The organism is Terriglobales bacterium (genome assembly GCA_035573675.1).
Classification (GTDB): Bacteria; Acidobacteriota; Terriglobia; order Terriglobales; family Acidobacteriaceae; genus DATMAB01.
In genome coordinates, this window is record DATMAB010000027.1 from 168,305 (window position 1) to 192,389 (window position 24,085).

Here is a 24,085-nt window from a genome sequence, read left to right on the forward strand (position 1 = left end):
ATCGAACCGCAATCGCCATTCAGGACGACAATGGACTTTCCTGCGTAAATCCGTGTCATCCGTGCAAATCCGTGGCCGAGCTTTTCTCTGCGACCTCGGCGTGCTCGGCGGTGAAAGTTCCTTACCTTCCCATCGCCCGCTTGCGCGCCGCAATCGTCTCCAGCGCCGACTGCGTTTCCTTGGAGAGGTGATACGACTCCGCCTCGGACGGATAGTTGTGCGTCTCGACGTCCTGCTTGAACGCGCGCACAGCATTCGAGATTAGCGCGCCGGCGTCCCCGTAACGGCGCACGAACTTGGCCGGCGGACCAAAAGTCAGGTTCAGGATGTCATGGAACACCAGCACCTGCCCGTCGCAATCCAGTCCCGCTCCGATGCCGATGGTGGGCACGCTGACCTCGGCCGTGATCATGGCCGCGACCTCGCGCGGAATGCCTTCCAGCACCATGGAGAACACGCCCGCGCGGTCGAGAGCGACGGCGTCGTGCATGAGCTGCTCGACGGCCTTGAGCGTCTTGCCCTGCACGCGATAGCCGCCCATGCGATGCAGCGACTGCGGCGTCAGCCCGATGTGGCCCATCACCGGGATCTCGGCGTCGATCAGGCGGCGGATAAGGTCAGCGCGCTTCTCCCCGCCCTCGATCTTCACCGCCTCGGCGCCCGCTTCCTTCACGAAACGGGCGGCGTTGCGCAGCGCGTCCTCCGCGCCCAGGTGGTAGGACGCGTAGGGCATGTCGGCGATCAACAGGGCGAATTTCACCCCGCGGCGCACCGCGCGCGTGTGGTGCAGCATTTCTTCCATGGTGACCGGCAGCGTGTTCTCGTAGCCGAGAATCACCTGGGCGAGCGAGTCGCCCACCAGGATCATGTCGATGCCGGCTTCATCCACCAGGCGCCCGCTGGCGTAGTCGTAGGCGGTGAGGCAGGTGATGGGCTCCCGCCGCTGCTTCTTTTCCAGGATGGTATGAACGGTCACCTTGGCACGGGACGCGCCCGAAGGCTCAGGAGAAGACGTGACGCTCATGTTCCCTCCAGTGCAGTTCCGGCCCGGCCGGATACCGCCTGTCGCTGCTTATGGGATGCAGCGAAGCGTATTGTAGACGCAATCCTGCTCGAATTGGAAGTTACTGACCGCTGACCACTAGCCACTGACCACTGGCTACTGCTTCTTCACGCACTCGCCGCCTCCGACGACCCCAACGGCAGGAAGTACTGCGTGCCCTTGATGGGCTCGGTCAGCCGGCGCAGCAGTTCCTGCAGGTCCTCGTGGCGGTCCACAAAGTCGATGTCGGTGGTGTTGACCACCAGCAGGTCCGAGGCGGTGTAGTGGAAGAAGAAGTGCTCGTAGGCGCGGGCCACTTCCTCGATGTAGTCGTCGCTGATGTTGTTCTCCCCCGGTGCGCGTTTCTTGCGCAGGCGCTTCTTCAGCACTTCGGGCGTGGCTTGCAGGTAGATGACCAGGTCGGGCGTGGGCACCTGCTCGCGGAAGGCGTTGTAGTAACGGTTGTAAACGTCGAGCTCGGCGTCGGTGAGGTTGATGCAGGCGAACAGCTTGTCCTTCTCGAAGATGTAATCGGCCACGATGGTCTTGCGTGCGTTGGGCCCCGCCTCCAGCGCCTTCAACTGCTCGTAGCGCTGCACCAGGAACGACATCTGTGCCTGGAAAGCCGCTCCCGGGTCGCCCTCGTAAAACGCGGTGAGGAAGGGATTGTCTTCGGGCTCGGCCACGCGCTGCGCATGCAAGCGCTCGGCGATGATCCGCGCCAGCGTGCTCTTGCCCACGCGGATCGGGCCCTCCACAGCGATGTACCGGGGCAGTTCGAAGAAGTTGGCCATAATCCCGAAAAACGCACGAGACAGTCCGCAGCATAGCCCGCCACTCGTCCCCGCACAATTGCGGAATCAGTAAACCTCTTGATTCATCTGGTTATCTGGTGATCGGGTCTTCTCGTCATCTGCGATACGCGGCATTCCTCTTTCAGATGACCACATGACCCGATGCAGCGCGTTACAATCTCTCCTCATGTTGGAAGCCCTGGCCGGAGCCGGCATAGGCGCGGCGGCGATGGTCGGCCTGTACGCTTCGCTCGCGCCCCGGACTTCGCTTTGCGGCCCTGTCTTCTACGGCAACGGTCGCGCCTCCCGCCAGCTTGCTCTCACCTTCGACGACGGTCCTAACGACCCGCACACGCTGCGATTGCTGGAGATTCTGGCGCGCGAGAACGTACGGGCGACTTTCTTCCTCATCGGCATGCACGTCGCCCAGCGGCCCGACATCGTGCGCGAGATTCTTGCCGCCGGCCATGCCATTGGCAACCACACGCAGACGCACCCGCGGCTGGCGTTCCTGTCCGCGGCGCGTGTGGAGCAGGAGCTGGCAGGCTGCCAGCGAGTGATCGAAGATGCCGCAGGCCTGCGGCCCACAGTGTTCCGTCCGCCCTATGGATTGAAGCGGCCGGACGTGGTCGCCACGGCGCGCGCTCTCGGCCTGGCCACCGTGACCTGGAGCGTGCTGGCCTATGACTGGTACGGCATCACTGCAGATAGCGTCGAACGCCACATCCGCCGGCAGGTACGCGGCGGCGACGTCATCGTGCTGCACGACGGCTCCCACCGCCGTATCGGCGCCGACCGCACGCATTCGGTCGAGGCCGCCCGCCGCATCGTCCCGCATTACAAGAGGCAGGGCTTCGAGTTCCTCACCGTACCGGAGATGATGGAGACCCTTTCACCGCCGAGCACGCCGAGAACGCAGAGAAAGGACTTGGCCACGGATCAACACGACATGGATTGCAAATCCATATGGATCCGCGTTTCTCCGCGTAAATCGGCGGCGGGGATTTTTTCTCAGCGCACACGGCGCGCTCGGCTCGGCGGTGAATGCTTTTAGGGTTTCTTTCCCCGCTGTTCCCGGCTCATCTCGGCGAACACGTCGAGCGCGGCCTCGATGGTCTGGCTGACGTCGTCCTCGGTGTGGGCGCCGCTGACAAAGGCGGCTTCAAACTGTGAGGGCGGCAGGTAGACGCCCCGGTCGAGCATGCCGCGGTGGAAGCGTCCGTAGAGCGCGCTATCCGCCTGTTGTGCGGTCGCCCAGTCGCGTACTTCGGTGTTGGTGAAGAACCAGGTGAACATCGATCCCGCCTGGTTATGCGTGAGCGCAATGCCGTTCTGCTGCGCTGCTTCCGTCACGCCCGCCACCAGTTGCCGCGTCAGGTCTTCCAGCCGGCTGTAAAACGTCCGGCGATGCTCCTGCAGGTAGCGCAGCGTCGCCAGTCCCGCCGCCATCGCCAGCGGATTGCCGGAAAGCGTGCCCGCCTGGTAGACCGGCCCCAGCGGCGCCACCAGGTCCATCATCTCCGCCGGGCCGCCGTAGGCGCCCACCGGCAGCCCGCCGCCGATGATCTTGCCCAGCGTGGTCATGTCAGGCACCACGCCGTAGCGTCCCTGCGCTCCGCCCCAGGCCAGCCGGAAACCGGTCATCACTTCATCGAAGATGAGCAGCGTCCCGTGGCGCGACGTGATGTAGCGCAGCGCGTCCAGGTATCCGGGCGCGGGTTTCACCACGCCCATGTTGCCCACCACCGGCTCCACGATGACGCAGGCAATCTCGCCCGGCAGCCGCCGGAACGCCTCCTGCAGCGCGTCCACGTTGTTGAACGGCAGCGCCACAGTGAACTGTGCGATGAACTCCGGTACGCCCGCCGAGCCCGGAATGCCCAGCGTGGCCACTCCCGAACCCGCCTTCACCAGCAGCGAGTCCGCGTGCCCGTGGTAGCAGCCCTCGAACTTGACCACGTACTTGCGGCCGGTAAACGCGCGGGCCACGCGGAGGGCGGACATGGTCGCTTCCGTGCCCGAGTTGACGAAGCGGATCTTCTCGATTGACGGCATGGCGTCGGTAATCAGCTCGGCCAGCTCCGTCTCCGCTGGCGTGGAGGCGCCGAAGCTGGTGCCGTTGCGCGCCGCCAGCTCGACCTCGGCCACCACACGCGGCTCCGCGTGCCCGAGGATCAACGGCCCCCACGACCCCAGGTAATCGAGATACTCGTTGTCGTCGGCGTCCCAGACGCGCGCCCCCCGGCCACGCACCAGGAACGGAGGCTCGCCGCCCACGGCCTTGAACGCGCGCACCGGCGAGCTGACGCCGCCCGGCATCAGCGCCTCAGCCTTCTTCTGCAGTTCGCGGGAGCGGTCCAGCTTGCGCGGCATGGGGACTCGGAGGAAGGGCAGTACTATACCAGACCGCTCTTACGCGGCTGTTAGAATGGACGCCGCATGATCTTGCCTTTCGTCCGCCAGCTCTTTGCGGACGTGGAAAAGCTGGACGCCCTGGCGCGCGCCATACCCCACCTCCGGGCCGGCGCGGGGCGGATACGTGTTGCCGGGCTCGTCCCCACGGCTAAGGCGCTGTATTTGGTGCTGTTGCAACACCGGTTGATGCGGCCGCTGGTGACCGTGGTCGGCAACAACCGGGCGGCGGAAGACCTGGCTCCGGTTTTGCGGGCCTTCTGTGAGCTTACCGGCGCAGCCGAACCGCAGTCGGTCCTGGTCCTGCCTGCCTATGACGTTCTGCCCTACGACAACCTTTCTCCGCATCCGGAAATCCAGGAGCAGCGCGCCGCCACGCTGTGGAAGATTGCCAGCGGCGAGGCGGCCATCGTGGTCGCACCGGTGGCAGCCGTGGCCATGCGCCTGCGCGCCGCCGAATACTATGCCGGGCTGGGGCGCGTGCTGCGCCGCGGCGAGGAGCTGGATGTCCAGGCTCTGGTCGGGCACCTGAACGAAGTGGGCTACGCCCCCGCCGACCTGGTGGAGATGCCCGGCGAATACGCCCTGCGCGGCGGCATCCTGGATGTCTATTCGCCGGAAGCCGATCGGCCCGTGCGCGTGGAGTTTTTCGGCGACGAGATCGAGTCCATCCGCAAGTTCGAGCCCGCCTCGCAGCGGTCCTCCAACCCGATCGACGCAGCCCTGCTTCTACCGCTTACCGAGACTCCGGTGCGCCAGGAGATGCTGGCCGCCATCCACGCCCGGCTCTCCGGCAAGCGGGTTGCCGGAGCCGGAGCCGCCGTCCAGGAGGCTCTGGCGGTCGCCGGTGTCACCGTGTTTCCCGGATGGGAGATGTATGCTCCCCTTGCCGGCAGCGAAGGCACGCTTCTCGACCTGTTGCCGGCCTCGGTCGTCATGCTGGATGAACCCTCCGAGACGCGCGCGCAACTCGACCATTGGTGGGAGCGAGTGCAGTCCGCCCATGAACGCAGTGGGGTCGGACGCCTGGCGCCTCCCGAAGACCTCTACCTGCCGCCCGAACAACTACTCTCCCGGTTGGAGAGCCGGCCCGGCGGAGCGTTGGAACACCTGGGCATCGAGGCCTCCGATGCAGCACTACAAGTGTCGTTGCTATCCCAGCCGGCCCCTCGCTTCCACGGCTCCATCCCGCTCATGATCGAAGAGGCCCAGCGCCTCACAACCCAGGGCCAGAGAGTTATCTTCGCCGCTCCCAATGCGGGCGAAGTGGAACGCCTTGCCGAAGTCCTGGCCGAGTACGGCCTGCCCTACCGCCTGGGTTTCCGTACCGGATCCGGCAGCGACACCTGGCTGGAAGAGACCGGCTACCTGGCGGAAGACATAACTACTACAACTATAGTCAAAGCCCTCATTCCGGAAGGCGTGGTCCTGCCCGGCGCGGCCCTGGCCTTGTTCGGTGCCCGCGACCTGTTCGACGAGTCCGAGACGGTCATCGCCCAGCCCATCCGCCGCAAGTCCAAGGTCTCCGCCTTCCTCTCCGACTTCCGCGACTTGGCCGTCGGCGATTACGTCGTCCACGTGGAGCACGGCATCGGCCGCTATCTGGGCCTGAAAGAGATCACCCACGGCGACTTTTCCGGCGAATTCATGGTGCTGGAGTACGCCGAGGGCGCCAAGCTCTATGTCCCGCTCACGCGCCTGGACCTGGTGCAGAAATACCGCTCCGCCGAGGGCGCCCGGCCGCCGCTGGCCCGCCTCGGCAGCGCCGCCTGGACCCGCACCAAGGCGCGCGTCAAAAAGGCCATGCAGGACATGGCCGACGAGCTGCTCAAGCTCTACGCCCAGCGCCGCGCCGCCGCCGGCCATGCCTTCCCGCCCGATAGCGAATGGCAGCGCGAATTCGAGGAGGCCTTCGAGCACAGCGAGACCGAGGACCAGGAGCAGGCCATCGTCGACGTCAAGCGGGACATGGAGTCCTCCCAGCCCATGGACCGCCTGCTCTGCGGCGACGTCGGCTATGGCAAGACCGAGGTTGCCATGCGCGCCGCCTTCAAGGCCGTCGGCGACAACAAGCAGGTGGTCGTGCTCGCACCCACCACCGTCCTGGTCTTCCAGCACTATGAGACCTTCCGCCAGCGCTTTGCCGCCTTCCCTATCACCATCGAGATGCTCAGCCGCTTCCGCACCGCCCGGCAGCAGAAGGAGATCCTGGCGCGCATCGAGGCCGGCAAAGTCGATATCGTCATTGGCACTCACCGCCTGCTCTCCCGCGACGTGCACTTCCCCAACCTCGGCCTGGTGATTGTGGACGAAGAACAGCGCTTCGGCGTGCGGCACAAGGAGCGGCTCAAGCAGCTCAAGAAGGAAGTGGATGTGCTCACCCTGTCGGCCACGCCCATCCCGCGCACGCTGCACATGTCGCTGGTCGGGCTGCGGGACATGAGCGTCATCGAAACCCCGCCCCGCGACCGCATGGCCATTCAGACCGTGGTTGCCGCCTTTGACGAGCAGCTCATCCGCACCGCCATCGAGCATGAACTGGAGCGCGGCGGCCAGGTCTACTTCGTCCATAACCGTGTGGACACCATTTACGAAATGGCCGCCCGCATCCAGGAGCTGGCTCCGCGAGCCCGGGTGCTGGTAGGGCATGGGCAGATGTCGGAGAACGAGCTGGAGAAAGTCATGCTCCGTTTCATGCGCCACGAGGCCGACGTGCTCGTCTCCACCACCATCATCGAGAACGGGCTGGACATCCCGTTGTGCAACACCATCGTCATCCATCGTGCCGACCGCTTCGGCCTGGCCGAGCTGTACCAGCTCCGCGGCCGCGTAGGCCGCTCCAACCGCCGCGCCTACGCCTACCTGCTCATCCCCGGCGCTGACGAGCTCACGCCCGTGGCTCGCCGCCGCCTGGCCGCGCTCAAGGAGTTCTCCGACCTGGGTGCGGGCTTCAAGCTGGCCGCGCTCGACCTGGAGCTGCGCGGCGCCGGCAACCTCCTGGGCGCAGAGCAGAGCGGCCACATCGAAGCCGTGGGCTTCGAGCTCTACACGCGCATGCTGGAGACCACCGTGCGCGAGCTGCAGGGCCAGGAAGCGCCGCGCGCCCCGGCTGAGACGCAGATCAACCTCGGCCTGCCCATCCGCATCCCGCCGGAATACATCCCCGACGAGAACCAGCGTCTGCGCATGTACAAACGCGTCGCCGGCGTGGAATCGGAATCGCAGCTTGCCGACGTGCGCGCTGAGCTGGCCGACCGCTACGGCCCGCCCCCGCCCGCTGTCGGCTACCTGCTGGACTACGCGGCGCTGCGCCTGCTGGCCGCCGCACAAGGCGTCACCATGATCGACCGCCGCCGCAACGAGGTGCAGGTGCACTTTTCCCCGGCGGCATCCATCGATCCCGCCCGTCTCGCCCGTTTCGTCGCCGGCGAGACCGGAGCGCAGTTCACGCCCGCCGGTGTGCTGAAGTTTTCGCTCAAATCCACCCAAGCCGCCGATGTGCTGGCGCGTCTAAAAGAGTTGCTGCTGCACCTCGCTCCCGCCGAGGCCGTTCCCGGCGCCGCGCGAGGCACCCTTGCCGCCACGGAGAAAGCATGAAATCCCGCACGTCCGCCCTGTTGCTGTTCATCCTGTTGATGCCCGCGGCTCTGGCGGCGCCTTCGCCGCAGGCCCTCAAAGTTCCTCGCGCCACCGAGAGATTTCACAAGCTGCTCGACCAGTACTTCGATGTTCGCTACCGCCATCACCCTACCGAGGCCACCGCCGCCGGCTTCCATCAGTACGACACGCGCCTGGAGGACTACAGCCAGGCTGCCGTGCGATCGGAGATCCGCGACCTGCGCCGGATCCTCGCGCGCGTGGAAGCTTTCGACCCCAAGTTGCTTCAGCCCGTGGACGCCGCCGACCGCGAGATGGCCATCTCGCTCATCCACGCCCGCCTGCTCGAGCTCGAAGACGTCCGCATGTGGGAGAAGAACCCGGATGCCTACGCCGGCAGCGCGAGCTACGCCGTGTTCGTCATCATGAGCCGCAACTACGCCCCACCGGCGGAGCGCCTGCGCGCCGTCATCGCCCGCCTGCGCCGCATGCCGGCCGTGTTCCAGGCCGCGCGCGCCAACCTGAGGAATCCGCCGCGCATTTATACCGAGATCGCGCTGCAGCAGTTGCCCGGCATCACCGGCTTTTTCCGTGACGATGTCCCCAAGGCGTTCGCCGATGTGCGGGACGAGGTCTTGCTCAGTCAATTCCGCCAGGCCAACCGGCAGGTCATCGACGCCCTCACCAGCTACGAAAAGTTCCTCCGCGAAGGCCTGCTGCCGCGCTCCAACGGCGACTTCCGCATCGGGGCCGAAAATTTCCGCAAGAAACTGCTTTACGAGGAGATGATCGACATCCCGCTCGACCGCCTGCGCGAGATCGGCTACGCCGACTTGCGCCGCAACCAGCAGTGGTTCCGCAAGACGGCCGCGCGCATCGATGCCTCCCGTCCCGCTCCGGAGGTTCTGGCCGAACTGGGCAAGGACCATCCTGCGCCCGAAGGGGTGCTCGACGCCTTCCGCGGCACGCTCGCCGGTTTGCAGGAGTTCATCACCCGGAAAAAGATCGCCACCATCCCTTCGCCCGTTCCGCCCATCCTGCAGGAGACGCCGCCCTTCGCCCGCGCCCTCACCTTCGCTTCCATGGATACGCCCGGCCCATTCGAAGAGAACGCGACGGAGTCCTACTTCAGCGTCACGCTTCCCGACAAAAGTTGGACCGCGAAACAGGTGGAAGACCACATGTCGTTCTTCAACCGCAACACCATCATCGCCACTTCTGTCCACGAGGCCTATCCCGGCCACTACCTGCAGGCGCTGTGGACCGGCCGTGCGCCCAGCCGTTTCCGCAAGCTGTTGTGGACCACCGGCGGCTTCGCCGGCTCCAATTCCGAGGGCTGGGCCCACTACGCCGAGCAGATGATGCTCGACGAAGGTTACGGCGATAACGACCCCAAGCTGCGTCTGGGTCAGCTCCAGGCCGCGCTCTTGCGCAATTGCCGTTTCCTGGTCGGCCTCGAGATGCACACCGGCACGATGACCTTCGACCAGGGCATCGACTTCTTCCAGAACGAGTGCCACGCCACCCGCGTCAACGCCGAGCGCGAAACCAAACGCGGGACCGCCGACCCCACCTATCTCATTTACACCCTCGGCAAGCTGCAGATCCTCGACCTCCGCGAGCAGTACGCCAGGAAACTGGGTAGCGCCTTCAACCTCGGCAGCTTTCATGACGCCTTCCTCGCCCAGGGCCCCGTGCCGCTGGCCGTCATTCGCAGAGCCTTGGTCGGAGAAGAGAAGGACTCCGCGAAGCAGTTCCCGGCGCTGGTTGAAGATTTCATCGCTGCCTTCTTCCGCATGAACCCCACGCCCGCGACTGTGGCCGGCATCCATGAGCACGACGGGCGCATCGAGGACTTCTCGCCCGCCGGCATCCGCGCTCAGATTGACGAGTTGCGTAGCTTCGAGCGCCGCTTCGAGCAGGTTGCTGCCTCGACCGCGCTCGAATCCGCGGACCGTGAACTGGCCCTCAGCTTCATCCGTGCCTCCGTCCTGCGTCTGGAAAGCGTGCGCATGTGGGAGACCAACCCCGACGACTACTCCTCGCTCGCCAGCAACACCATGTTTGTGCTGATGAGCCGCGAATTCGCGCCGCCGGAAGAACGCATTCGTCCGGCCACGGCGCGCCTGCGCCTCATCCCGCAGTTGCTGCAACAGGCCCGCGCCAACCTGAAAAACCCGCCTCGCATCCACACCGAAACCGCGCTCCTGCAACTGCCCGGCATCATCGGCTTCTTTGAGAACGATGTTCCGGCTGCCTTCGCCAGCGTGAAGGATCCCCGGCTCACGGCCGGGTTTCGCGCCGCCAACCAGCAGGCCATCGCCGCCCTGCGCGACTACGAACAGTTCCTGCGCAACGACCTGCTGCCGCGCTCGCACGGCGACTTCCGCATCGGTGCCGACCTGTTCCGCAAGAAGCTGCTCTACGAAGAGATGGTGGAAACGCCGCTCGACCGGTTGCTCGAAATCGCCTATGCCGACCTGCGCCGCAACCAGGCCGCGTTCGCCCAAACCGCCCGGCAGATCGATCCTGCGCGCTCGCCGCTGGATGTGCTCGACGACATGGAGCGCGATCACCCCAAGCCCGGCGAACTCCTGGACGCCGTCCGCAAGACGCTTGGCTCGCTGCGCGACTTCGTCGTCCAGCATCAGATCATCACCCTGCCTTCGGACCGCAAGCTCCGCGTCGAAGAAACCCCGCCCTTCATGCGCGCCACCAGCTCCGCCTCGCTCGATGCCCCCGGCGCGTTCGAAAAGCACGTGAACGAAGCCTTCTACCACGTCGCTTTGCCCGATCCGGCCGCCACCCCCGAGCAGATTGAAAGCCACATGCGCAGCTTCAGCTACGTCGGCGTCGTGGGCACTTCCATCCATGAGGCCTATCCCGGCCACTTCACGCAGTACCTGTGGCAGGACCAGGCGCCCTCCAAACTGCGCCTCTTCCTCGCCACCGACTTCAGCACCCTGGGATTCGGCTTCGCCTGGACCAACGTAGAAGGCTGGGCCCACTACAGCGAACAGATGATGCTCGATGAAGGCTACGGCCGCACCGGCGCCGATCCGGACCTCGGTTTCCTGAGACTCCGCCTCTCGCAGCTCCAGGACGCGCTGCTGCGCAATGCGCGCTTCATCGTCGGCATCGAGATGCACACCGGCAAGATGACCTACGAGCAGGGTATTGACTTCTTCCGCCGCGAGGCCTATCAGCCGCAGGTCAGCGCCGAGCGTGAGACCCGCCGCGGCACCTCCGATCCCACCTACCTGGTCTACAACCTGGGGAAGCTGGAGATCCTGAAGTTGCGCGAAGATTACCGGAAGGCTCGCGGCTCGCAGTTCAGCCTCCGCGACTTCCACGACCGCTTCATGCAGCAGGGCAGCGTACCCATCCCGGTGATTCGCAAGGCATTGCTGGGAGGAACGTCAGCGCCATAACCGCGGCTGTCGTCCTGGGCGCGGGAAGGTCCCCTAGCGGCTTGCCCCTGCTGGGAAAACCTGAGCGAAGACCCGGGTTTCTTCATCGATGTGAAATTTGGCGGTTATAATCGCCGCTCGCACCTTTCATGCCGCCGCGCATCCGCAAAGCCGTCTTCCCCGCCGCCGGCCTGGGCACGCGCTTTTTGCCGGCCACCAAGGCGCAGCCCAAGGAGATGCTGCCGCTGGTGGACAAGCCCATCATCCAGTACGGCGTCGAAGAGGCGCTGGCCGCCGGCCTCGACCAGATCATCATCGTCACCGGCCGCGGCAAGAGCGCCATCGAGGACCACTTTGATAACAGCTACGAGCTCGAGCACATGCTCGAGCACCGCGGCAAGGCCGACCTGCTGGCCATCGTCCGCCAGATCTCCGACATGATCCACGTGGCCTACGTGCGCCAGAAGGAGCAGCTCGGCTTGGGCCATGCCGTCCTCATGGCCAGGGAGCTGGTCAATAACGAGCCCTTCGCCGTGCTGCTGGCCGACGACGTCATCGACGCGCCTCGTCCCTGCCTGGCGCAGATGGTCGAGGTCTTCCAGGAAACCGGCGCCTCCGTCATTGCTACACAAGTAGTAGAAGGGCCCGCCATCGCCGCCTATGGCGTGCTCGATGCCAAGCCCACCAACGGCCGCTTCGCCGGCCGCCTGTACGATATCCGCAACCTGGTGGAGAAACCGCAGCCCTCGGAAGCCCCCTCGAACCTGGCCGTGATCGGTCGCTATATCCTCACCCCCGCCATCTTCGACATCCTGGAGCGGACACCCGCCGGCCGCCTGGGTGAGATCCAGCTCACCGACGCGATTCGTCTGCTGTTGGAGAAGGAAAAAGTCTACGGCTACGTCTTCGAAGGCCGGCGGTACGACGCCGGCGACCGGCTCGGCTTCCTGCAGGCCACGGTCGAACTCGCCCTCAAGCGCCCGGATCTCGGCCCCGACCTGCGCGCCTGGCTGAAAGGACTGAAGCTCTAACCGCTATTTCATTACTTCCGTCATCAGAAAATCGTGCTGCCAGTCCTGCTTGTAGCCGGCCTGGCGGAGGGCGGTGGCAATCTGCGCCCAATGACGGATGCCATGCAACAGGATATGCGTCAGCAGCTTGCGCCGGCTGCTGGTGAACGTACCCGCAGTGCGCGTCTCGAAGGTGATGGTCTCATTGAGTACCGCGTCCGTGGCTCCGGCCAGGAATGAAGTCATCTTCATGCGGGCCGTGTCGCCCAGACGGAAGATGTCGTCCAGCGATTCCCGGCGCAGTTCTTCCGGCGAAGCCGGCGGCTCGCCCAGCAGCCGCTGAGCGTGGCGGTATTCGACGGCGCAGATGTGCCAGATGAGTCCGCGCACGGTCGCCGTGTCGCCGGTGCCCACCGGCACCTCCAGCGCCTTGGGCGGCTGCGTGCGCAGCCATTTTTCCCACTTCTGCGCTTCCTCCTCCTCGTATTCGATCAGCTTGTCGAAGGGCAACGCCGCAATCTCTGCCATGGTTCTCTCCCGTCGCTTCTAGGTGACAGCTTTCAACTTCGCCGATTTTTCTTCCACGCTGCGCGCCAGCTTCTGCTTGTAGGCGTCCAGCTTCTTGGCCAGGGTCGCGCTGCTGAGCGCCAGCATCTGCGCCGCGAGCACCGCCGCGTTGGCCGCGCCCGCCTTGCCGATGGCCACCGTCGCCACCGGGATGCCGGCCGGCATCTGCACCGTCGCCAACAGCGAGTCCAGCCCGCCGAGCGACGTCGAAGGAATGGGCACGCCGATCACCGGCAGGGTGGTATGCGCGGCCACCACGCCCGCCAGATGGGCTGCGCCGCCGGCGCCCGCAATGATCACCTTCAGCCCGCGCCGCGCCGCGCCCGCCGCGAACTCCGCCGTGCGCGCCGGCGAGCGGTGTGCCGAGGTCACGTCCATCTCGTAGGCGATGCCGAATTCATCCAGCACCTTGGCCGCCTCGCTCATGATCTCGAGGTCGGTGTCGCTGCCCATCACGATTGCTACCTGCGGTTTTTTCATGCGTTTCTCGTTCCTCGTTTCCCGTTTCTCGAAACCGCGACTCCTACGCCTTAGCTTTCAGAGCCCTTGCTCCGATGTCCTTGCGGTAGTGCATGCCCTCAAAGTGGATCTTCGCCGCCGCTTGATAAGCTCTTTCTACTGCCGTTTCCAGGTCGGCCGCGTGGGCGCAGACGTTCAGCACCCGCCCGCCAGCCGTGAAGTAGCCGCCGTCGCGCCGGACCGTGCCCGCATGGAAGATCTTGACGCCCTCAACCCGGGCCGCATCCTCCAGGCCCTCGATCCGCTTGCCGCTTTCGTAACTCCCGGGATAGCCGGCCGCCGCAATCACTACACACGTAGTTGACCCGCTCGACCAGCGCAGGTCGCCCTCGCTTACGCGCCCTTCCACGGAGGCGATGAAGGCGCCCAGCAGGTCGCTCTCCAGGCGCATCAGGATGGCCTGCGTTTCCGGGTCGCCGAAGCGGCAATTGAACTCCAGCACCATGGGGCCGCGCGCGGTCATCATCAACCCGCAGTACAGGATGCCGCGGTATTCCGCCTCCTCCGCCCGCATGCCCTCGATCACCGGCCGGGCTACGTGGTGCAGCAGCCAGTCGCTCATGTGCGGATCGAGCAGGCCGGGCGTCGAGTACGCGCCCATGCCGCCAGTATTGGGTCCGGTGTCGCCGTCGCCGACGCGCTTGTGATCCTGCGCAGCCACCAGCGGCGCCACGCGCTCGCCGTCGGAAAGCACAAGGAAAGAGAGCTCCTCGCCCTCCAGACATTCCTCCAGCACCACGCGCGTGCCGGCCTCGCCCAGGCGGGCGCCGCTCAGCATCTCCGCCGCCACGCTGGCGGCCTCTTCCTTGGTCGCAGCGATGACCACGCCTTTGCCGGCCGCCAGGCCGTCGGCCTTGACCACCAGCGGCGCATGGAAGTGCGGCAGCGCATCCTTCACGTCCGCCGGCGAAAGGCAGACGGCGTAGTGCGCGGTCGGGATTTTCATGCGCTGCATGAACTCCTTGGCGAAGCTCTTGCTCGACTCCAGCCGCGCGGCTGCCCGCGTCGGCCCGAAGATGCGCCATCCTCTCGCCTGGAACTCGTCCACTACGCCGCGCGCCAGCGGCAATTCCGGCCCGACCACCGTCAGGTCGGGACGAACCTTCTGCGCGACCTGCGTCAGAGCCTCCACCGAGCCCGCATCGACCGGCACGCATTCAGCGTCCTCGGCGATGCCGCCGTTGCCCGGCGCGCAGATCACCTCCGTGACTTTGGGCGACTGCCGCAGTTTCCACACCAGGGCGTGCTCGCGACCGCCGCCGCCAATGACCAGGACGCGCATACGAGGTTAGATGGGGAATCAAAAGAGTAGGTTCCACGGCGCTGTAAGTCAATCGAATGGAGGCACGCGCAACTCGGTACTCGATACTCTGAACTCGTATAATGGCCTCTCCGTGATCACCATCTCCAAAGAGGACTACCTCAAGGCCATCCTGGAGGCCGAGAGCGAGGGCCAGACGGTGATTTCCGCCACCCTGGCGCACTGGCTCGATGTTTCCGCGCCGGCAGTCACCATGGCCCTGCGGCGGCTGCGCAAGGACGGCCTGGTGCGCGTGCAGAAGGACGGCCGCGTGCAGCTCACCGGCGCCGGTCGCGAGATCGCGCAGCGCACCGCCGAGCGCCATCACCTCATCGAGCGCATGCTCTCCGAAGTCTTCGGCATGGAGTGGCACAAGGTGCACGACGAAGCCGAGCGGCTGGAGCACGCCGTTTCCGCCGATTTCGAACGCAAGCTGGCGCAGAAGCTGGGCCGCGGCGGCGTCTGCCCCCACGGCAACCCGGTCACGCCGGAAAACCCCGCCGCCCGCCGCCGGCGCGGGCTCAAGCTGCTTTCGGAAGCCGCGCCCGGCAGCTACACCGTCTCCAGCGTCTACGAGCGCGATCGCGACCTGCTCGAATTCCTGGAGCAGCGCGGCATCCGCCCCGGCGTCCGCCTCCAGGTGCTCACCCGCAACTATGACCAGACCATGACCGTCAGGGCGGGGTCGGCCCGCATCTCCATCGGCGGCCCGGTGGCGGAGAAGGTCTGGGTCGCTGCCCGCGGCTGACTTCGATGTAGCGCCGGCGTCTGGCCGGCTGTACCGGCGGCATCCTGCCGCCGAGCGCATCTCTCCTCACACTGCCTTGTGATGAATCCCAGGTAACACTGGCTGATTAACCTAGGTTAAATATAGAATCATTGTGTGATTTGTTCCGCGCCTCATTGCGGAAACCACCGCAGCAGCCCATGAGCACTCGTCCCTGGCGCTTCGAAGTCGACACCCCCAGCCTCCCGGAGGTGCATCGCAGTCTGCCCGTGGCCGCCGCCGGATTCTGGCGCAAGATGCTGGCCTTCGCCGGCCCCGGCTATCTGGTAGCCGTCGGCTACATGGATCCCGGCAACTGGGCCACCGACCTGGCCGCCGGTTCGCGCTTCAACTACGCCCTGCTCTCGGTCATCATGCTCTCCAACCTGATGGCCATCCTGCTGCAGAGCCTGGCCGTCAAGCTGGGGATCGTCACCGGCCGCGATCTCGCCCAGGCCTGCCGCGACCATTACTCCAGGCCGGTCTCCTTCGGCCTGTGGGTGCTGTGCGAGGTCGCCATCGCCGCCTGCGACCTGGCCGAAGTCATCGGCTCGGCCATCGCGCTCCAACTGCTGTTCGGCATCCCGCTGATCTGGGGCGTGTGCCTCACCGCGCTCGACGTCCTGCTCGTGCTCTATCTGCAGAACCGCGGCTTCCGTTACATCGAGGCGCTGGTCATCTCGCTCCTGGGCGTAGTGGGCTTCTGTTTCGCGCTGGAGATCGTCTTCTCGCGCCCCGAGATTCGCGCCATCGCCCATGGCTTCTTCGTTCCCTCGCCGCAAATCATCACCAATCCCGAGATGCTCTATATCGCCATCGGCATCCTGGGAGCGACCGTGATGCCGCACAATCTTTATCTGCATTCCTCCCTCGTGCAGACGCGCAATTTCGAGCGCACGCGCGAGGGCATGCGCGAGGCCATCAAGTTTTCCACTCTGGATTCGACCGTCGCGCTGATGTTCGCGCTATTCGTCAACGCCGCCATCCTCATCGTCGCGGCAGCCACGTTCTATCGCAACGGCTACGGCCAGGTGGCCGAGATCGGCCAGGCCTACCACCTGCTGACGCCTTTGCTGGGCGTCACCGGCGCCAGCACCCTGTTCGCCCTGGCCCTGCTGGCCTCCGGCCAGAACTCCACCCTCACCGGCACGCTCGCCGGGCAGGTGGTGATGGAGGGCTTCCTGCGCATCCGCTTGAAGCCCTGGCTGCGCCGCCTCATCACCCGGCTGGTGGCGCTCGTGCCCGCCGTCCTGGTGACTCTCTACTACGGGGAAAGCGGCACCGCCCGCCTGCTCATCCTGAGCCAGGTGATCCTCAGCATGCAGTTGAGCTTCGCCGTCTTCCCGCTGGTGATGTTCACCAGCGACCGGCGCAAGATGGGCGAGTTCGCGGACCCCGGCTGGGTCAAGGCCCTTTCCTGGACCGTCGCCGTCCTCATCGCTGCGCTCAACGCCTGGCTGCTGGTGCAGACCTTCCGCATGTGGACGGTCGGGTAGCCGTCGCGTGAACCGGCCGACGGGCCATCGCGTGATTGCAACATCCGCTCCTCAGGCCCACACCGCGTAGAAACGCAGCTTGCTGCGTCTCGCGAGACGTTGCAAGCAACGTCTCTAGGGCTGCTACCACGACTCGAGCCCGCCCGACTCCGCCACGACGGACGTGGAAGGAGGGCGGGCGACAAGGGCAGACACCCGCGCTCCCTCCGAAGCCACCGTCGCAGCCCTACGGCGCCGGCTCCGTGCAGTTCGTCGTCCCGCCTCCCAGGTTCGGACTGCTGCTGTCGCCCACGCCTTCCGTCTTCGCGGTTGACACCGAGCAATTCACGTCCGGCGAACCGTTCCCGCTGATCGTTCTCCCAGCGGCCAAGCGCACAAATGAGAGGTGGCCAATGCGAATCCCGTTTCCGGTGTTGCCGGTCACGGTTAGGGTTCCTCCTTGCGATTGGAAGGTGGAAGTATTCGCCAGATTCACGCCGTTCCCACCATTGTTGGTGATTGAAACCGTTTCGCCGGCAGCCTGGATCCGCGCTAATGCACCGCTGATGCTGATGCCATTCCCGGCGTTTGCTGTAATGGTGTTCGATCCCAGCAGACGCAGAAATGCGCCAAAATTAGCACTCACACCATCTCCATAGGCGTGGCCCTGAACCGTCACCCCAACCAACGTCAGGTTGCTTCCGTGATTTGCATTGACACCGAACCCTCCATTCTCCTCGGTGCCGTTGTTCTGGATGGTGGTGGTTCCGGGTGTGCCGAACAAGTTGCTACCCAGGATCACATTGCTGCTGTTGACTGCCTGGAAGCCGGCAAAGAGCGTGTTCTGGATGGTAGTGTTGTCCACAAACCCGGAGCTTCGAGCGTAGATTACGCCGTCGCCCGATTGACCCTGCACGAGCAGTTCCCGCAGATAGCACACACTGAACTGGATGCACGCCACGCCCTCAATACCACCATTGATGGTAAAGCCCTGCACGGTCACGTTGCGGGACTGGAGGATGTCCACCACGTCGTTGTCTGCCAGGTTCCCCGGCGTGGGGTCGTTGATGCTGGCCCCGGCCGTGCCTATCAGCGTCAACGTATCGAACCCGTCGATGACCACATTCTCATTGCACGTACCCGAAACCGTGACGGTGTGCGGCCCTTGCTTGCTGAGCCCGGCCAGGGCTGCATTGATGGTCTTCTTCTTGTTGCAATCCACGGTGACGTCGGCCGCGTATGCCGAACCCGCTGTGAGCAGCAATACCCAAACCGCCGCAAGCACGTAAGCTGTGCGGAGTCTCATACTGTCCCTCCTGGGAAACGAATTGTCTTGTGAACGGCGCGCTCCGCAGAGGGGAGTGTGAGCGCGACAAAAGGACCGCGGAGTCGCCCTGTGGGCCGGTCATGGTATTCCTGCACCTCACGCTTGTCAAGGAGTTACACCTTGCTCTGTGACGTGGGCCATCGAGTTATCTGGTCATGTGGTCATCGAGTCATCTGGTCATCTTGTCATCGTCACCTCGAAAAGTGGACTTGGCGATCTGCAGCGACCACAGCAAGAGGGACGCGGTGCGCGGGTCGAGGGACTGCTCCGTCAGGGCGCGGGCGACCTGCATAGCGGCGCAGGCCACGGCCTCGTCGTCCCGGAGGGCGGGCAGGAGGCCGTTTTTCTGCGGATAACGGGCCCGGAGGTGGGCGTAACAGAGCCTTTTCCCCTTGATGGCGGGCGAGCCGCAGCGACGGCCATCCGCCTTGAAGTGATTGCAGCGTGGCGCGTTACGGGCCAGCTCGAGTTTTGCCAAGGAGTCGTTCATGGATACCCCCTTCCCCCTACCCAACTAATGGAATCAACGAGTTAGGGTGGCAAAGTCCCGGAAGATCCCCGGAAACAAAGGAGTTAGAGGCAAGTTCCCCGCAAATAAGGAGTTATATTCTCATAGTCAATACTTCACACAGCATATGACAATGAGATGCAGATGTCAAGAGGAAAGTTGCAGGAAGGCACGAACGATCTCACCTTCGTGAGCGCAGGGGCGCCGCGCATGTCACAGGCAACGGTGCGCGGCTTGACATGCGACTCGATGTGTCTATAGCATCCCGATTCCACAAGGCGACTCCGCGGCCCTTTCTGTCGCGCTCAAGCTCCCCTTCGCGGAGCGCGCCGTTCACAAGACAATTCGTTTCCCAGGAGAGACAGTATGAAACTCCGCACAGCCTACGTACTTGCGGCGCTTGGCATCCTGCTGCTGGCAGCGGTTTCCGCCCACGCCACGGACGTCAACGTGAACTGTGGCGCCAAGAAGAACAACTCCATCCAGGCGGCCATCAACTCGCTCAGCAAGCAGGGGCCGCACACCATCACCGTCTCCGGTGTCTGCAATGAGGCGCTGCTGATCGATCAATTCGACAGTCTGAAGCTGGTATCCACCACCGGGGCCAGCATAAACGACCCGACACCGGCGGTGCCGGACGATAACGACGTCATAGACGTTGTTGGTTCTCGCCAGGTCAGGATCGAAGGCTTCACCATCAACGGGGGCGTCGAGGGCATCGCCTGCTTTGCCTACAGCTCATGTGTTCTGTGGAACAACACCGTCCAGGGAGCCGCAGACTCCGCTGTGTTCATCGGCCGCCAGAGCGCTGCAGAAATCCAAAACAGCACGCTTCAGGACAGCGCAATCGGGCTGACCACGATCTACGGGGGCGAAACTGTAGTTTTCAACTCCACCATCCAGGACAACCAGGATGTGGGTGTTTACGTGTCGAGCCACAGCTTGTTGCGTATCACAAACGGTGGGACTGGCCCGACTACCATCAGCGGCAACGCGAATGCTGGTGTATTTATGGAAATCAACTCCACAGTATTTGTCGGGCAAAACGCTGCGAACGTAACAGGAAACACTGGTGGACCGGGAGTCGCGATGTTCATGGCGTCGGTTCTGCGGTTTGCCGGAACAGGCAACAGCATAAGCAACAATGGTGCGGGCGTTGATGTAGGCGACTCATCGTTCGCCTTCGTCGGCGGAAACGCGACCATGACCGGAAACACCGGGGGCGATGTGTTGTGTAGCGGCACATTCAGCAACGCCACAGGTAAGTTTCCGTGCCACAATCCCTAGCGGCCGCCGGAAAGTGAGGTGACATCGTTACCGATGCAAGAAGATGGTTGCGCCCCAGGTCTGCGCGGAACCACATCGCGCAGACATGGGGTACAGTCACCAAATGCCCCTCTCTTTACATGACCCCATGACCCGATGAGCGAAGTGTAGAATTTACTGTTGTCCTTCTCTCTCGGGAGCCAGCCATGGACAGTTTCTCCAGCCGCTCTTCTTTCCGCGTGGGCGCGAAGGAATACCAGCTCTATCGCCTGGACGCGCTCGACAAGCAGGGTCTGAACACGCGCCGCCTGCCCTACTCGCTGCGTATTCTGCTGGAGAACCTGCTGCGCACCGAGGATGGCCGCGCCGTGCGCGCCGCCGACATCCGCGCCCTGGCTTCCTGGGACCCGAAAGCGCAGCCCGCGCGCGAGATCGCTTTCACGCCCGCGCGCGTCCTGATGCAGGACTTCACCGGCGTCCCCGCGGTGGTGGATCTCGCCGCCATGCGCGACGCCATGGTCCGCCTGGGCGGCGATCCCGAGCGCATCAATCCGCTGCAGCCCGCCGAGCTGGTGATCGACCACTCCGTGCAGGTGGACGAATTCGGCTCGCCCAAGGCGCTCGACCTCAACGCCGAGATCGAATACCAGCGTAACCGCGAGCGCTACGCCTTTCTGCGCTGGGGACAGACGGCGTTTGCGAACTTCCGCGTCGTGCCGCCTTCCACCGGCATCTGCCACCAGGTGAATCTGGAGTACCTGGCGCGCGTGGTCTTCGCCGCGCCCGGCGCCGACGGCAAGCCGCTTGCGTATCCGGACACGCTGGTCGGCACCGATTCCCACACCACCATGATCAACGGCCTGGGCGTGCTGGGTTGGGGCGTAGGCGGTATCGAAGCCGAGGCCGCCATGCTCGGCCAGCCCGTCTCCATGCTCATCCCGCAGGTGGTGGGTTTTCGCCTGACCGGCAAGCTGCGTGAAGGCTCCACCGCCACCGACCTCGTGCTCACCGTCACCGAGATGCTGCGCAAGAAAGGCGTGGTGGGGAAGTTCGTCGAGTTCTTCGGACCCGGCCTGGCCAACCTGCCGCTGGCCGACCGCGCCACCATCGCCAACATGGCGCCGGAATACGGCGCCACCTGCGGCATCTTTCCCGTGGATGCCGAGACGCTGCGCTACCTGCGCTTCAGCGGGCGCTCGGAGGAGCAGGTCGCGCTGGTCGAGGCGTATTGCAAAGAGCAGGGACTGTTCCATACGCCGGAGACGCCCGACGCCGAGTACTCGGATACGCTCGAGCTCGACCTGGGCGCGGTCGAGCCCTCGCTCGCCGGGCCGCGACGTCCGCAGGACCGGGTGTCGCTCTCCCGAGCCGCAGCGAACTTCGCCGAGGCCCTGCCCTCGCTCATCAAGCCCAATCCCAAGCGGCCGGAGCAGGTGGCGCGCTGGGAAGGCGAAGGCGGCCATCCTTACGGAAACGGCGGCAGCGGCAACGGCGATTACTGCAAGAACCTGAAGCACGGCAGCGTGGTCATCGCCGCCATCACCAGTTGCACCAACACCTCGAACCCCTCGGTGATGGTTGCGGCCGGCCTGCTGGCCAAGAAAGCGGTCGAGAAAGGACTGGAAGTTCCGCCCTGGGTGAAGACCTCGCTCGCGCCCGGCTCGAAAGTCGTCACCGAGTACCTGCAAACCTCCGGCCTGATGCCCTATCTCGAAAAGCTGAAGTTCCACACCGTGGGTTTCGGCTGCACCACCTGCATCGGCAACTCCGGCCCGCTGCCGCCGGAAGTCGCAAAGACCGTCCAGGAGAACAATCTGGTAGTCGCCTCGGTGCTCAGCGGAAACCGCAACTTCGAGGGCCGCATCAACCCTGATGTGCGCGCCAACTACCTGGCGTCGCCGCCGCTGGTGGTGGCCTACGCGCTGGCCGGCCGCATGGACGTGAACCTCGCCGAAGAGCCGCTCGGCAAAGGCCGCGACGGCCAGCCCGTCTACCTGCGCGACATCTGGCCTTCGCAAAAGGAAATCGCCGAGACCATCGAGAAGTCGCTCGCCTCCTCCCAGTTCCAGAAGACCTACGCCTCAGTCTTCGAGGGCGACCTGCGCTGGAAGTCCATGCCCGTGCCCAGCGGCAAGACCTACGCCTGGGACAAGGACTCGACCTACATCAAGCATCCGCCGTACTTCGAGAGCATGACCGGGACGCCGCCGCCCATCACCGAGATCCGCGGCGCGCGCGTGCTGGCGAAACTGGGCGACAGCGTCACCACCGACCACATCTCGCCCGCCGGCTCCATCAAGAAAGACAGCCCCGCCGGGCAATATCTGATTTCGCGAGGCGTCAAGCCTGCCGACTTCAACTCCTACGGCTCGCGCCGCGGCAACGACGAAGTGATGGTGCGCGGCACTTTCGCCAACGTCCGTCTGCGCAACCTCATGGTGCCTGGCTCGGAAGGCGGCGTGACCAAACACTTGCCGGATGGCGAAGTCATGTCCATCTTCGACGCGTCGGTGAAATATCGCGCCGAAAACGTGCCGCTGGTGGTGCTGGCCGGGAAAGAGTACGGCTCGGGATCGTCGCGCGACTGGGCCGCCAAAGGGCCCTATCTGCTCGGGGTGCGCGCCGTCATCGCGCAGAGCTACGAGCGCATCCACCGCTCGAACCTGGTGGGCATGGGCATCCTGCCGCTGGAGTTCGCCGCCGGCCAGAGCGCCGACTCGCTCGGCCTTTCGGGGGAAGAGACCTATGACATCGTGGGCCTTAAGGCGCTGCTCGATTCAGGTTTCAAGAGCGGGCGCACCGTCACCGTGCGCGCCACGGCGCCCGGCGGCAAGATCACGGAGTTTCCCGCCACCGTGCGCATCGATACGCCGCAGGAAGTGCTCTACTACCAGCACGGCGGCATCCTGCACTATGTGCTGCGCCAGTTGCTGGAGAAGGCGTAAAGCTTTCACCGCCGAGAGCGCAGAGGACGCCGAGAAATGGAACAGTGTCATCCCTCGTTGCGGCAGAGTGGTTGCTTCGTGTGGAATGCCGTCATCCTGAGCGAGGGAGGGACCCAAGCGTTTTCTCCAGCTTGGGAAACCCGAGCGAAGGATCCGGGTTTCGTCGCTTGCCTGGTTCCGTTTCACTCAATACACTGAAACATTCACCCGTCTGTTCGGAATAGCACCGGAGGAATCATGTCCTTATTGCAAGTCGGAGCGATGGCGCCCGACTTCGACCTGCCCGCGGTCACCGGCGAGCGCAAGCACCAGGTGAAACTCGCCGACTATCGCGGCAAGCAGCACGTCGTACTGGCGTTCTTTCCCGCCGCCTGGACGCCCACCTGAGCCATGCAGATGCCGGCGTACGACCGCGAGCTCGCCAGGTTCGCCGGCCTCAATGCCCAGGTGCTGGGCATCAGCGTGGACTCGACCTTCTGCCACCTCGGCTGGCAGAAGCACGACATCGGTCTGCTGCACTACCCGCTGTGCAGCGACTTCTATCCGCACGGCGCGGTGGCGCGCGCCTACGGCGCCTTCCGCGAAGGCCCGCCCATCCCCGGCATCAACGAGCGCGCCGTGTTCGTGGTGGATAAGGACGGCAAGATCGCCTTCAGCCGCGTCTACGACCTGGGCGAGCAACCGCCCAATGCCGAGGTGTTCGCCGTGTTGGAAAAGCTGAAGTGATTTCACCGCAGAGACCGCAGAGAGCGCAGAGACAGACGAGGCTAACAGGCTGATACTGTGCGTGCGATCTTGATCAGCTCGTTGCTCGGGCTTTCGCTTGTGTCCGCTGCAGCTCAGGCCAGTCCTGGCGCAGTGGAGGGCACGGTTGTGGAAATGACCGGCGCAATCTTCCCTGATGCCACCATCTTGCTGATCAATCTGCGTACTCTTGAGATTGCTAAGGTTCGAAGCAACGTGAACGGAAACTTCAGGTTTGAAGGCGTCCGCCCCGGCCGATACGAAGTGATTGCCAGTGACGTGAAGTCCAACTGCTTCGCATCCAAGCCGAAGAAGGTCAAAGTGCAGGCCGGCCAGACTCTCAAACTCTCTATCAAGCTCGATTTTGACCGGGAATGTAAGGTTGTCGAGTGATTAGCACCAC

General features: G+C 64.6%; 18 protein-coding genes. 10 read left to right on the forward strand and 8 right to left on the reverse strand.

The genetic code is table 11. The features are described 5' to 3' along the window. Positions 1–121: 121 nt before the first annotated feature. Positions 122–1,024 (reverse strand): 3-methyl-2-oxobutanoate hydroxymethyltransferase, encoded by a 903-nt coding sequence (gene panB, locus VNK82_13305; protein ID HXE91927.1) that lies wholly within the window; start codon positions 1,022–1,024, stop codon positions 122–124. A gap of 146 nt (positions 1,025–1,170) precedes the next feature. After that, positions 1,171–1,836: a deoxynucleoside kinase gene (locus tag VNK82_13310; GenBank protein ID HXE91928.1), complete on the reverse strand. Its 666-nt coding sequence runs from the start codon at positions 1,834–1,836 to the stop codon at positions 1,171–1,173. Between the two features lie 187 nt (positions 1,837–2,023). On the opposite strand from VNK82_13310, the gene VNK82_13315 reads away from it, so the two are divergent. Further along, positions 2,024–2,890 carry a polysaccharide deacetylase family protein gene (locus VNK82_13315; GenBank protein ID HXE91929.1) on the forward strand — a complete coding sequence of 289 codons (867 nt, stop codon included), beginning with the start codon at positions 2,024–2,026 and terminating at the stop codon, positions 2,888–2,890. Here the strand turns inward: VNK82_13315 and hemL are convergent. After that, positions 2,887–4,209, reverse strand: coding sequence for a glutamate-1-semialdehyde 2,1-aminomutase (gene hemL / locus VNK82_13320; GenBank protein HXE91930.1), 1,323 nt, complete (start codon positions 4,207–4,209; stop codon positions 2,887–2,889). The two genes, VNK82_13315 and hemL, sit on opposite strands and share 4 nt — an antisense overlap. 66 nt (positions 4,210–4,275) lie before the next feature. Here hemL and mfd point away from each other — a divergent pair, with 66 nt between their 5' ends. The 3 genes from mfd to galU all read left to right on the forward strand — a co-directional run bounded on the left by mfd (position 4,276) and on the right by galU (position 12,286). Further along, the gene (gene mfd / locus VNK82_13325) at positions 4,276–7,845 is read left to right on the forward strand and encodes a transcription-repair coupling factor (GenBank protein ID HXE91931.1); all 3,570 of its coding nucleotides are present in this window, start codon (positions 4,276–4,278) and stop codon (positions 7,843–7,845) included. Continuing rightward, positions 7,842–11,276, forward strand: a complete 3,435-nt coding sequence (locus VNK82_13330; protein ID HXE91932.1) for a DUF885 domain-containing protein — start codon at positions 7,842–7,844, stop codon at positions 11,274–11,276. The genes mfd and VNK82_13330 overlap by 4 nt, the downstream gene beginning before the upstream one ends. 128 nt (positions 11,277–11,404) lie before the next feature. Then, positions 11,405–12,286 (forward strand): UTP--glucose-1-phosphate uridylyltransferase GalU, encoded by an 882-nt coding sequence (galU, locus tag VNK82_13335; GenBank protein ID HXE91933.1) that lies wholly within the window; start codon positions 11,405–11,407, stop codon positions 12,284–12,286. Positions 12,287–12,289: 3 nt separating this feature from the next. On the opposite strand, the gene VNK82_13340 is transcribed toward galU, so the two are convergent. From VNK82_13340 to purD, 3 genes are read right to left on the reverse strand one after another with little or no spacing between them, the layout of a single operon-like run. Continuing rightward, complete coding sequence (locus VNK82_13340; protein ID HXE91934.1) at positions 12,290–12,793, reverse strand: DinB family protein; 504 nt, start codon at positions 12,791–12,793, stop codon at positions 12,290–12,292. Between the two features lie 18 nt (positions 12,794–12,811). Further along, a complete protein-coding gene (gene purE / locus VNK82_13345) occupies positions 12,812–13,312 on the reverse strand; it encodes a 5-(carboxyamino)imidazole ribonucleotide mutase (protein ID HXE91935.1) in 501 nt (166 codons plus the stop codon). Positions 13,313–13,355: 43 nt separating this feature from the next. Further along, the gene (purD, locus tag VNK82_13350; GenBank protein HXE91936.1) at positions 13,356–14,633 is read right to left on the reverse strand and encodes a phosphoribosylamine--glycine ligase; all 1,278 of its coding nucleotides are present in this window, start codon (positions 14,631–14,633) and stop codon (positions 13,356–13,358) included. Positions 14,634–14,745: 112 nt separating this feature from the next. On the opposite strand from purD, the gene VNK82_13355 reads away from it, so the two are divergent. Next, positions 14,746–15,399 carry a metal-dependent transcriptional regulator gene (locus tag VNK82_13355; GenBank protein ID HXE91937.1) on the forward strand — a complete coding sequence of 218 codons (654 nt, stop codon included), beginning with the start codon at positions 14,746–14,748 and terminating at the stop codon, positions 15,397–15,399. A 179-nt stretch (positions 15,400–15,578) separates the two neighbouring features. Next, positions 15,579–16,913: an Nramp family divalent metal transporter gene (locus VNK82_13360; GenBank protein HXE91938.1), complete on the forward strand. Its 1,335-nt coding sequence runs from the start codon at positions 15,579–15,581 to the stop codon at positions 16,911–16,913. Between the two features lie 226 nt (positions 16,914–17,139). Here the strand turns inward: VNK82_13360 and VNK82_13365 are convergent, their stop codons facing one another. Then, positions 17,140–18,198 carry a right-handed parallel beta-helix repeat-containing protein gene (locus VNK82_13365; GenBank protein HXE91939.1) on the reverse strand — a complete coding sequence of 353 codons (1,059 nt, stop codon included), beginning with the start codon at positions 18,196–18,198 and terminating at the stop codon, positions 17,140–17,142. Positions 18,199–18,388: 190 nt separating this feature from the next. After that, positions 18,389–18,709 carry a hypothetical protein gene (locus tag VNK82_13370; GenBank protein ID HXE91940.1) on the reverse strand — a complete coding sequence of 107 codons (321 nt, stop codon included), beginning with the start codon at positions 18,707–18,709 and terminating at the stop codon, positions 18,389–18,391. Positions 18,710–19,093: 384 nt separating this feature from the next. On the opposite strand from VNK82_13370, the gene VNK82_13375 reads away from it, so the two are divergent. The 4 genes from VNK82_13375 to VNK82_13390 all read left to right on the forward strand — a co-directional run bounded on the left by VNK82_13375 (position 19,094) and on the right by VNK82_13390 (position 24,075). Further along, positions 19,094–20,014: a right-handed parallel beta-helix repeat-containing protein gene (locus VNK82_13375; GenBank protein ID HXE91941.1), complete on the forward strand. Its 921-nt coding sequence runs from the start codon at positions 19,094–19,096 to the stop codon at positions 20,012–20,014. 185 nt (positions 20,015–20,199) lie between these two features. After that, positions 20,200–22,938 carry an aconitate hydratase AcnA gene (gene acnA / locus VNK82_13380; GenBank protein HXE91942.1) on the forward strand — a complete coding sequence of 913 codons (2,739 nt, stop codon included), beginning with the start codon at positions 20,200–20,202 and terminating at the stop codon, positions 22,936–22,938. 261 nt (positions 22,939–23,199) lie between these two features. Continuing rightward, positions 23,200–23,664: a redoxin domain-containing protein gene (locus tag VNK82_13385; GenBank protein HXE91943.1), complete on the forward strand. Its 465-nt coding sequence runs from the start codon at positions 23,200–23,202 to the stop codon at positions 23,662–23,664. A 57-nt stretch (positions 23,665–23,721) separates the two neighbouring features. Beyond that, positions 23,722–24,075, forward strand: coding sequence for a carboxypeptidase-like regulatory domain-containing protein (locus VNK82_13390; protein ID HXE91944.1), 354 nt, complete (start codon positions 23,722–23,724; stop codon positions 24,073–24,075). The last annotated feature ends 10 nt before the right edge of the window (positions 24,076–24,085 follow it).

Excerpts from the sequence above, each read along its gene's own strand:
- panB (HXE91927.1), bottom strand. The coding sequence starts at position 1,024 with ATGAGCGTCACGTCTTCTCCTGAGCCTTCGGGCGCGTCCCGTGCCAAG.
- VNK82_13310 (HXE91928.1), bottom strand. The coding sequence starts at position 1,836 with ATGGCCAACTTCTTCGAACTGCCCCGGTACATCGCTGTGGAGGGCCCG.
- VNK82_13315 (HXE91929.1), top strand. The coding sequence starts at position 2,024 with ATGTTGGAAGCCCTGGCCGGAGCCGGCATAGGCGCGGCGGCGATGGTC.
- hemL (HXE91930.1), bottom strand. The coding sequence starts at position 4,209 with ATGCCGCGCAAGCTGGACCGCTCCCGCGAACTGCAGAAGAAGGCTGAG.
- mfd (HXE91931.1), top strand. The coding sequence starts at position 4,276 with ATGATCTTGCCTTTCGTCCGCCAGCTCTTTGCGGACGTGGAAAAGCTG.
- VNK82_13330 (HXE91932.1), top strand. The coding sequence starts at position 7,842 with ATGAAATCCCGCACGTCCGCCCTGTTGCTGTTCATCCTGTTGATGCCC.
- galU (HXE91933.1), top strand. The coding sequence starts at position 11,405 with ATGCCGCCGCGCATCCGCAAAGCCGTCTTCCCCGCCGCCGGCCTGGGC.
- VNK82_13340 (HXE91934.1), bottom strand. The coding sequence starts at position 12,793 with ATGGCAGAGATTGCGGCGTTGCCCTTCGACAAGCTGATCGAATACGAG.
- purE (HXE91935.1), bottom strand. The coding sequence starts at position 13,312 with ATGAAAAAACCGCAGGTAGCAATCGTGATGGGCAGCGACACCGACCTC.
- purD (HXE91936.1), bottom strand. The coding sequence starts at position 14,633 with ATGCGCGTCCTGGTCATTGGCGGCGGCGGTCGCGAGCACGCCCTGGTG.
- VNK82_13360 (HXE91938.1), top strand. The coding sequence starts at position 15,579 with ATGAGCACTCGTCCCTGGCGCTTCGAAGTCGACACCCCCAGCCTCCCG.
- VNK82_13365 (HXE91939.1), bottom strand. The coding sequence starts at position 18,198 with ATGAGACTCCGCACAGCTTACGTGCTTGCGGCGGTTTGGGTATTGCTG.
- VNK82_13370 (HXE91940.1), bottom strand. The coding sequence starts at position 18,709 with ATGAACGACTCCTTGGCAAAACTCGAGCTGGCCCGTAACGCGCCACGC.
- VNK82_13375 (HXE91941.1), top strand. The coding sequence starts at position 19,094 with ATGAAACTCCGCACAGCCTACGTACTTGCGGCGCTTGGCATCCTGCTG.
- acnA (HXE91942.1), top strand. The coding sequence starts at position 20,200 with ATGGACAGTTTCTCCAGCCGCTCTTCTTTCCGCGTGGGCGCGAAGGAA.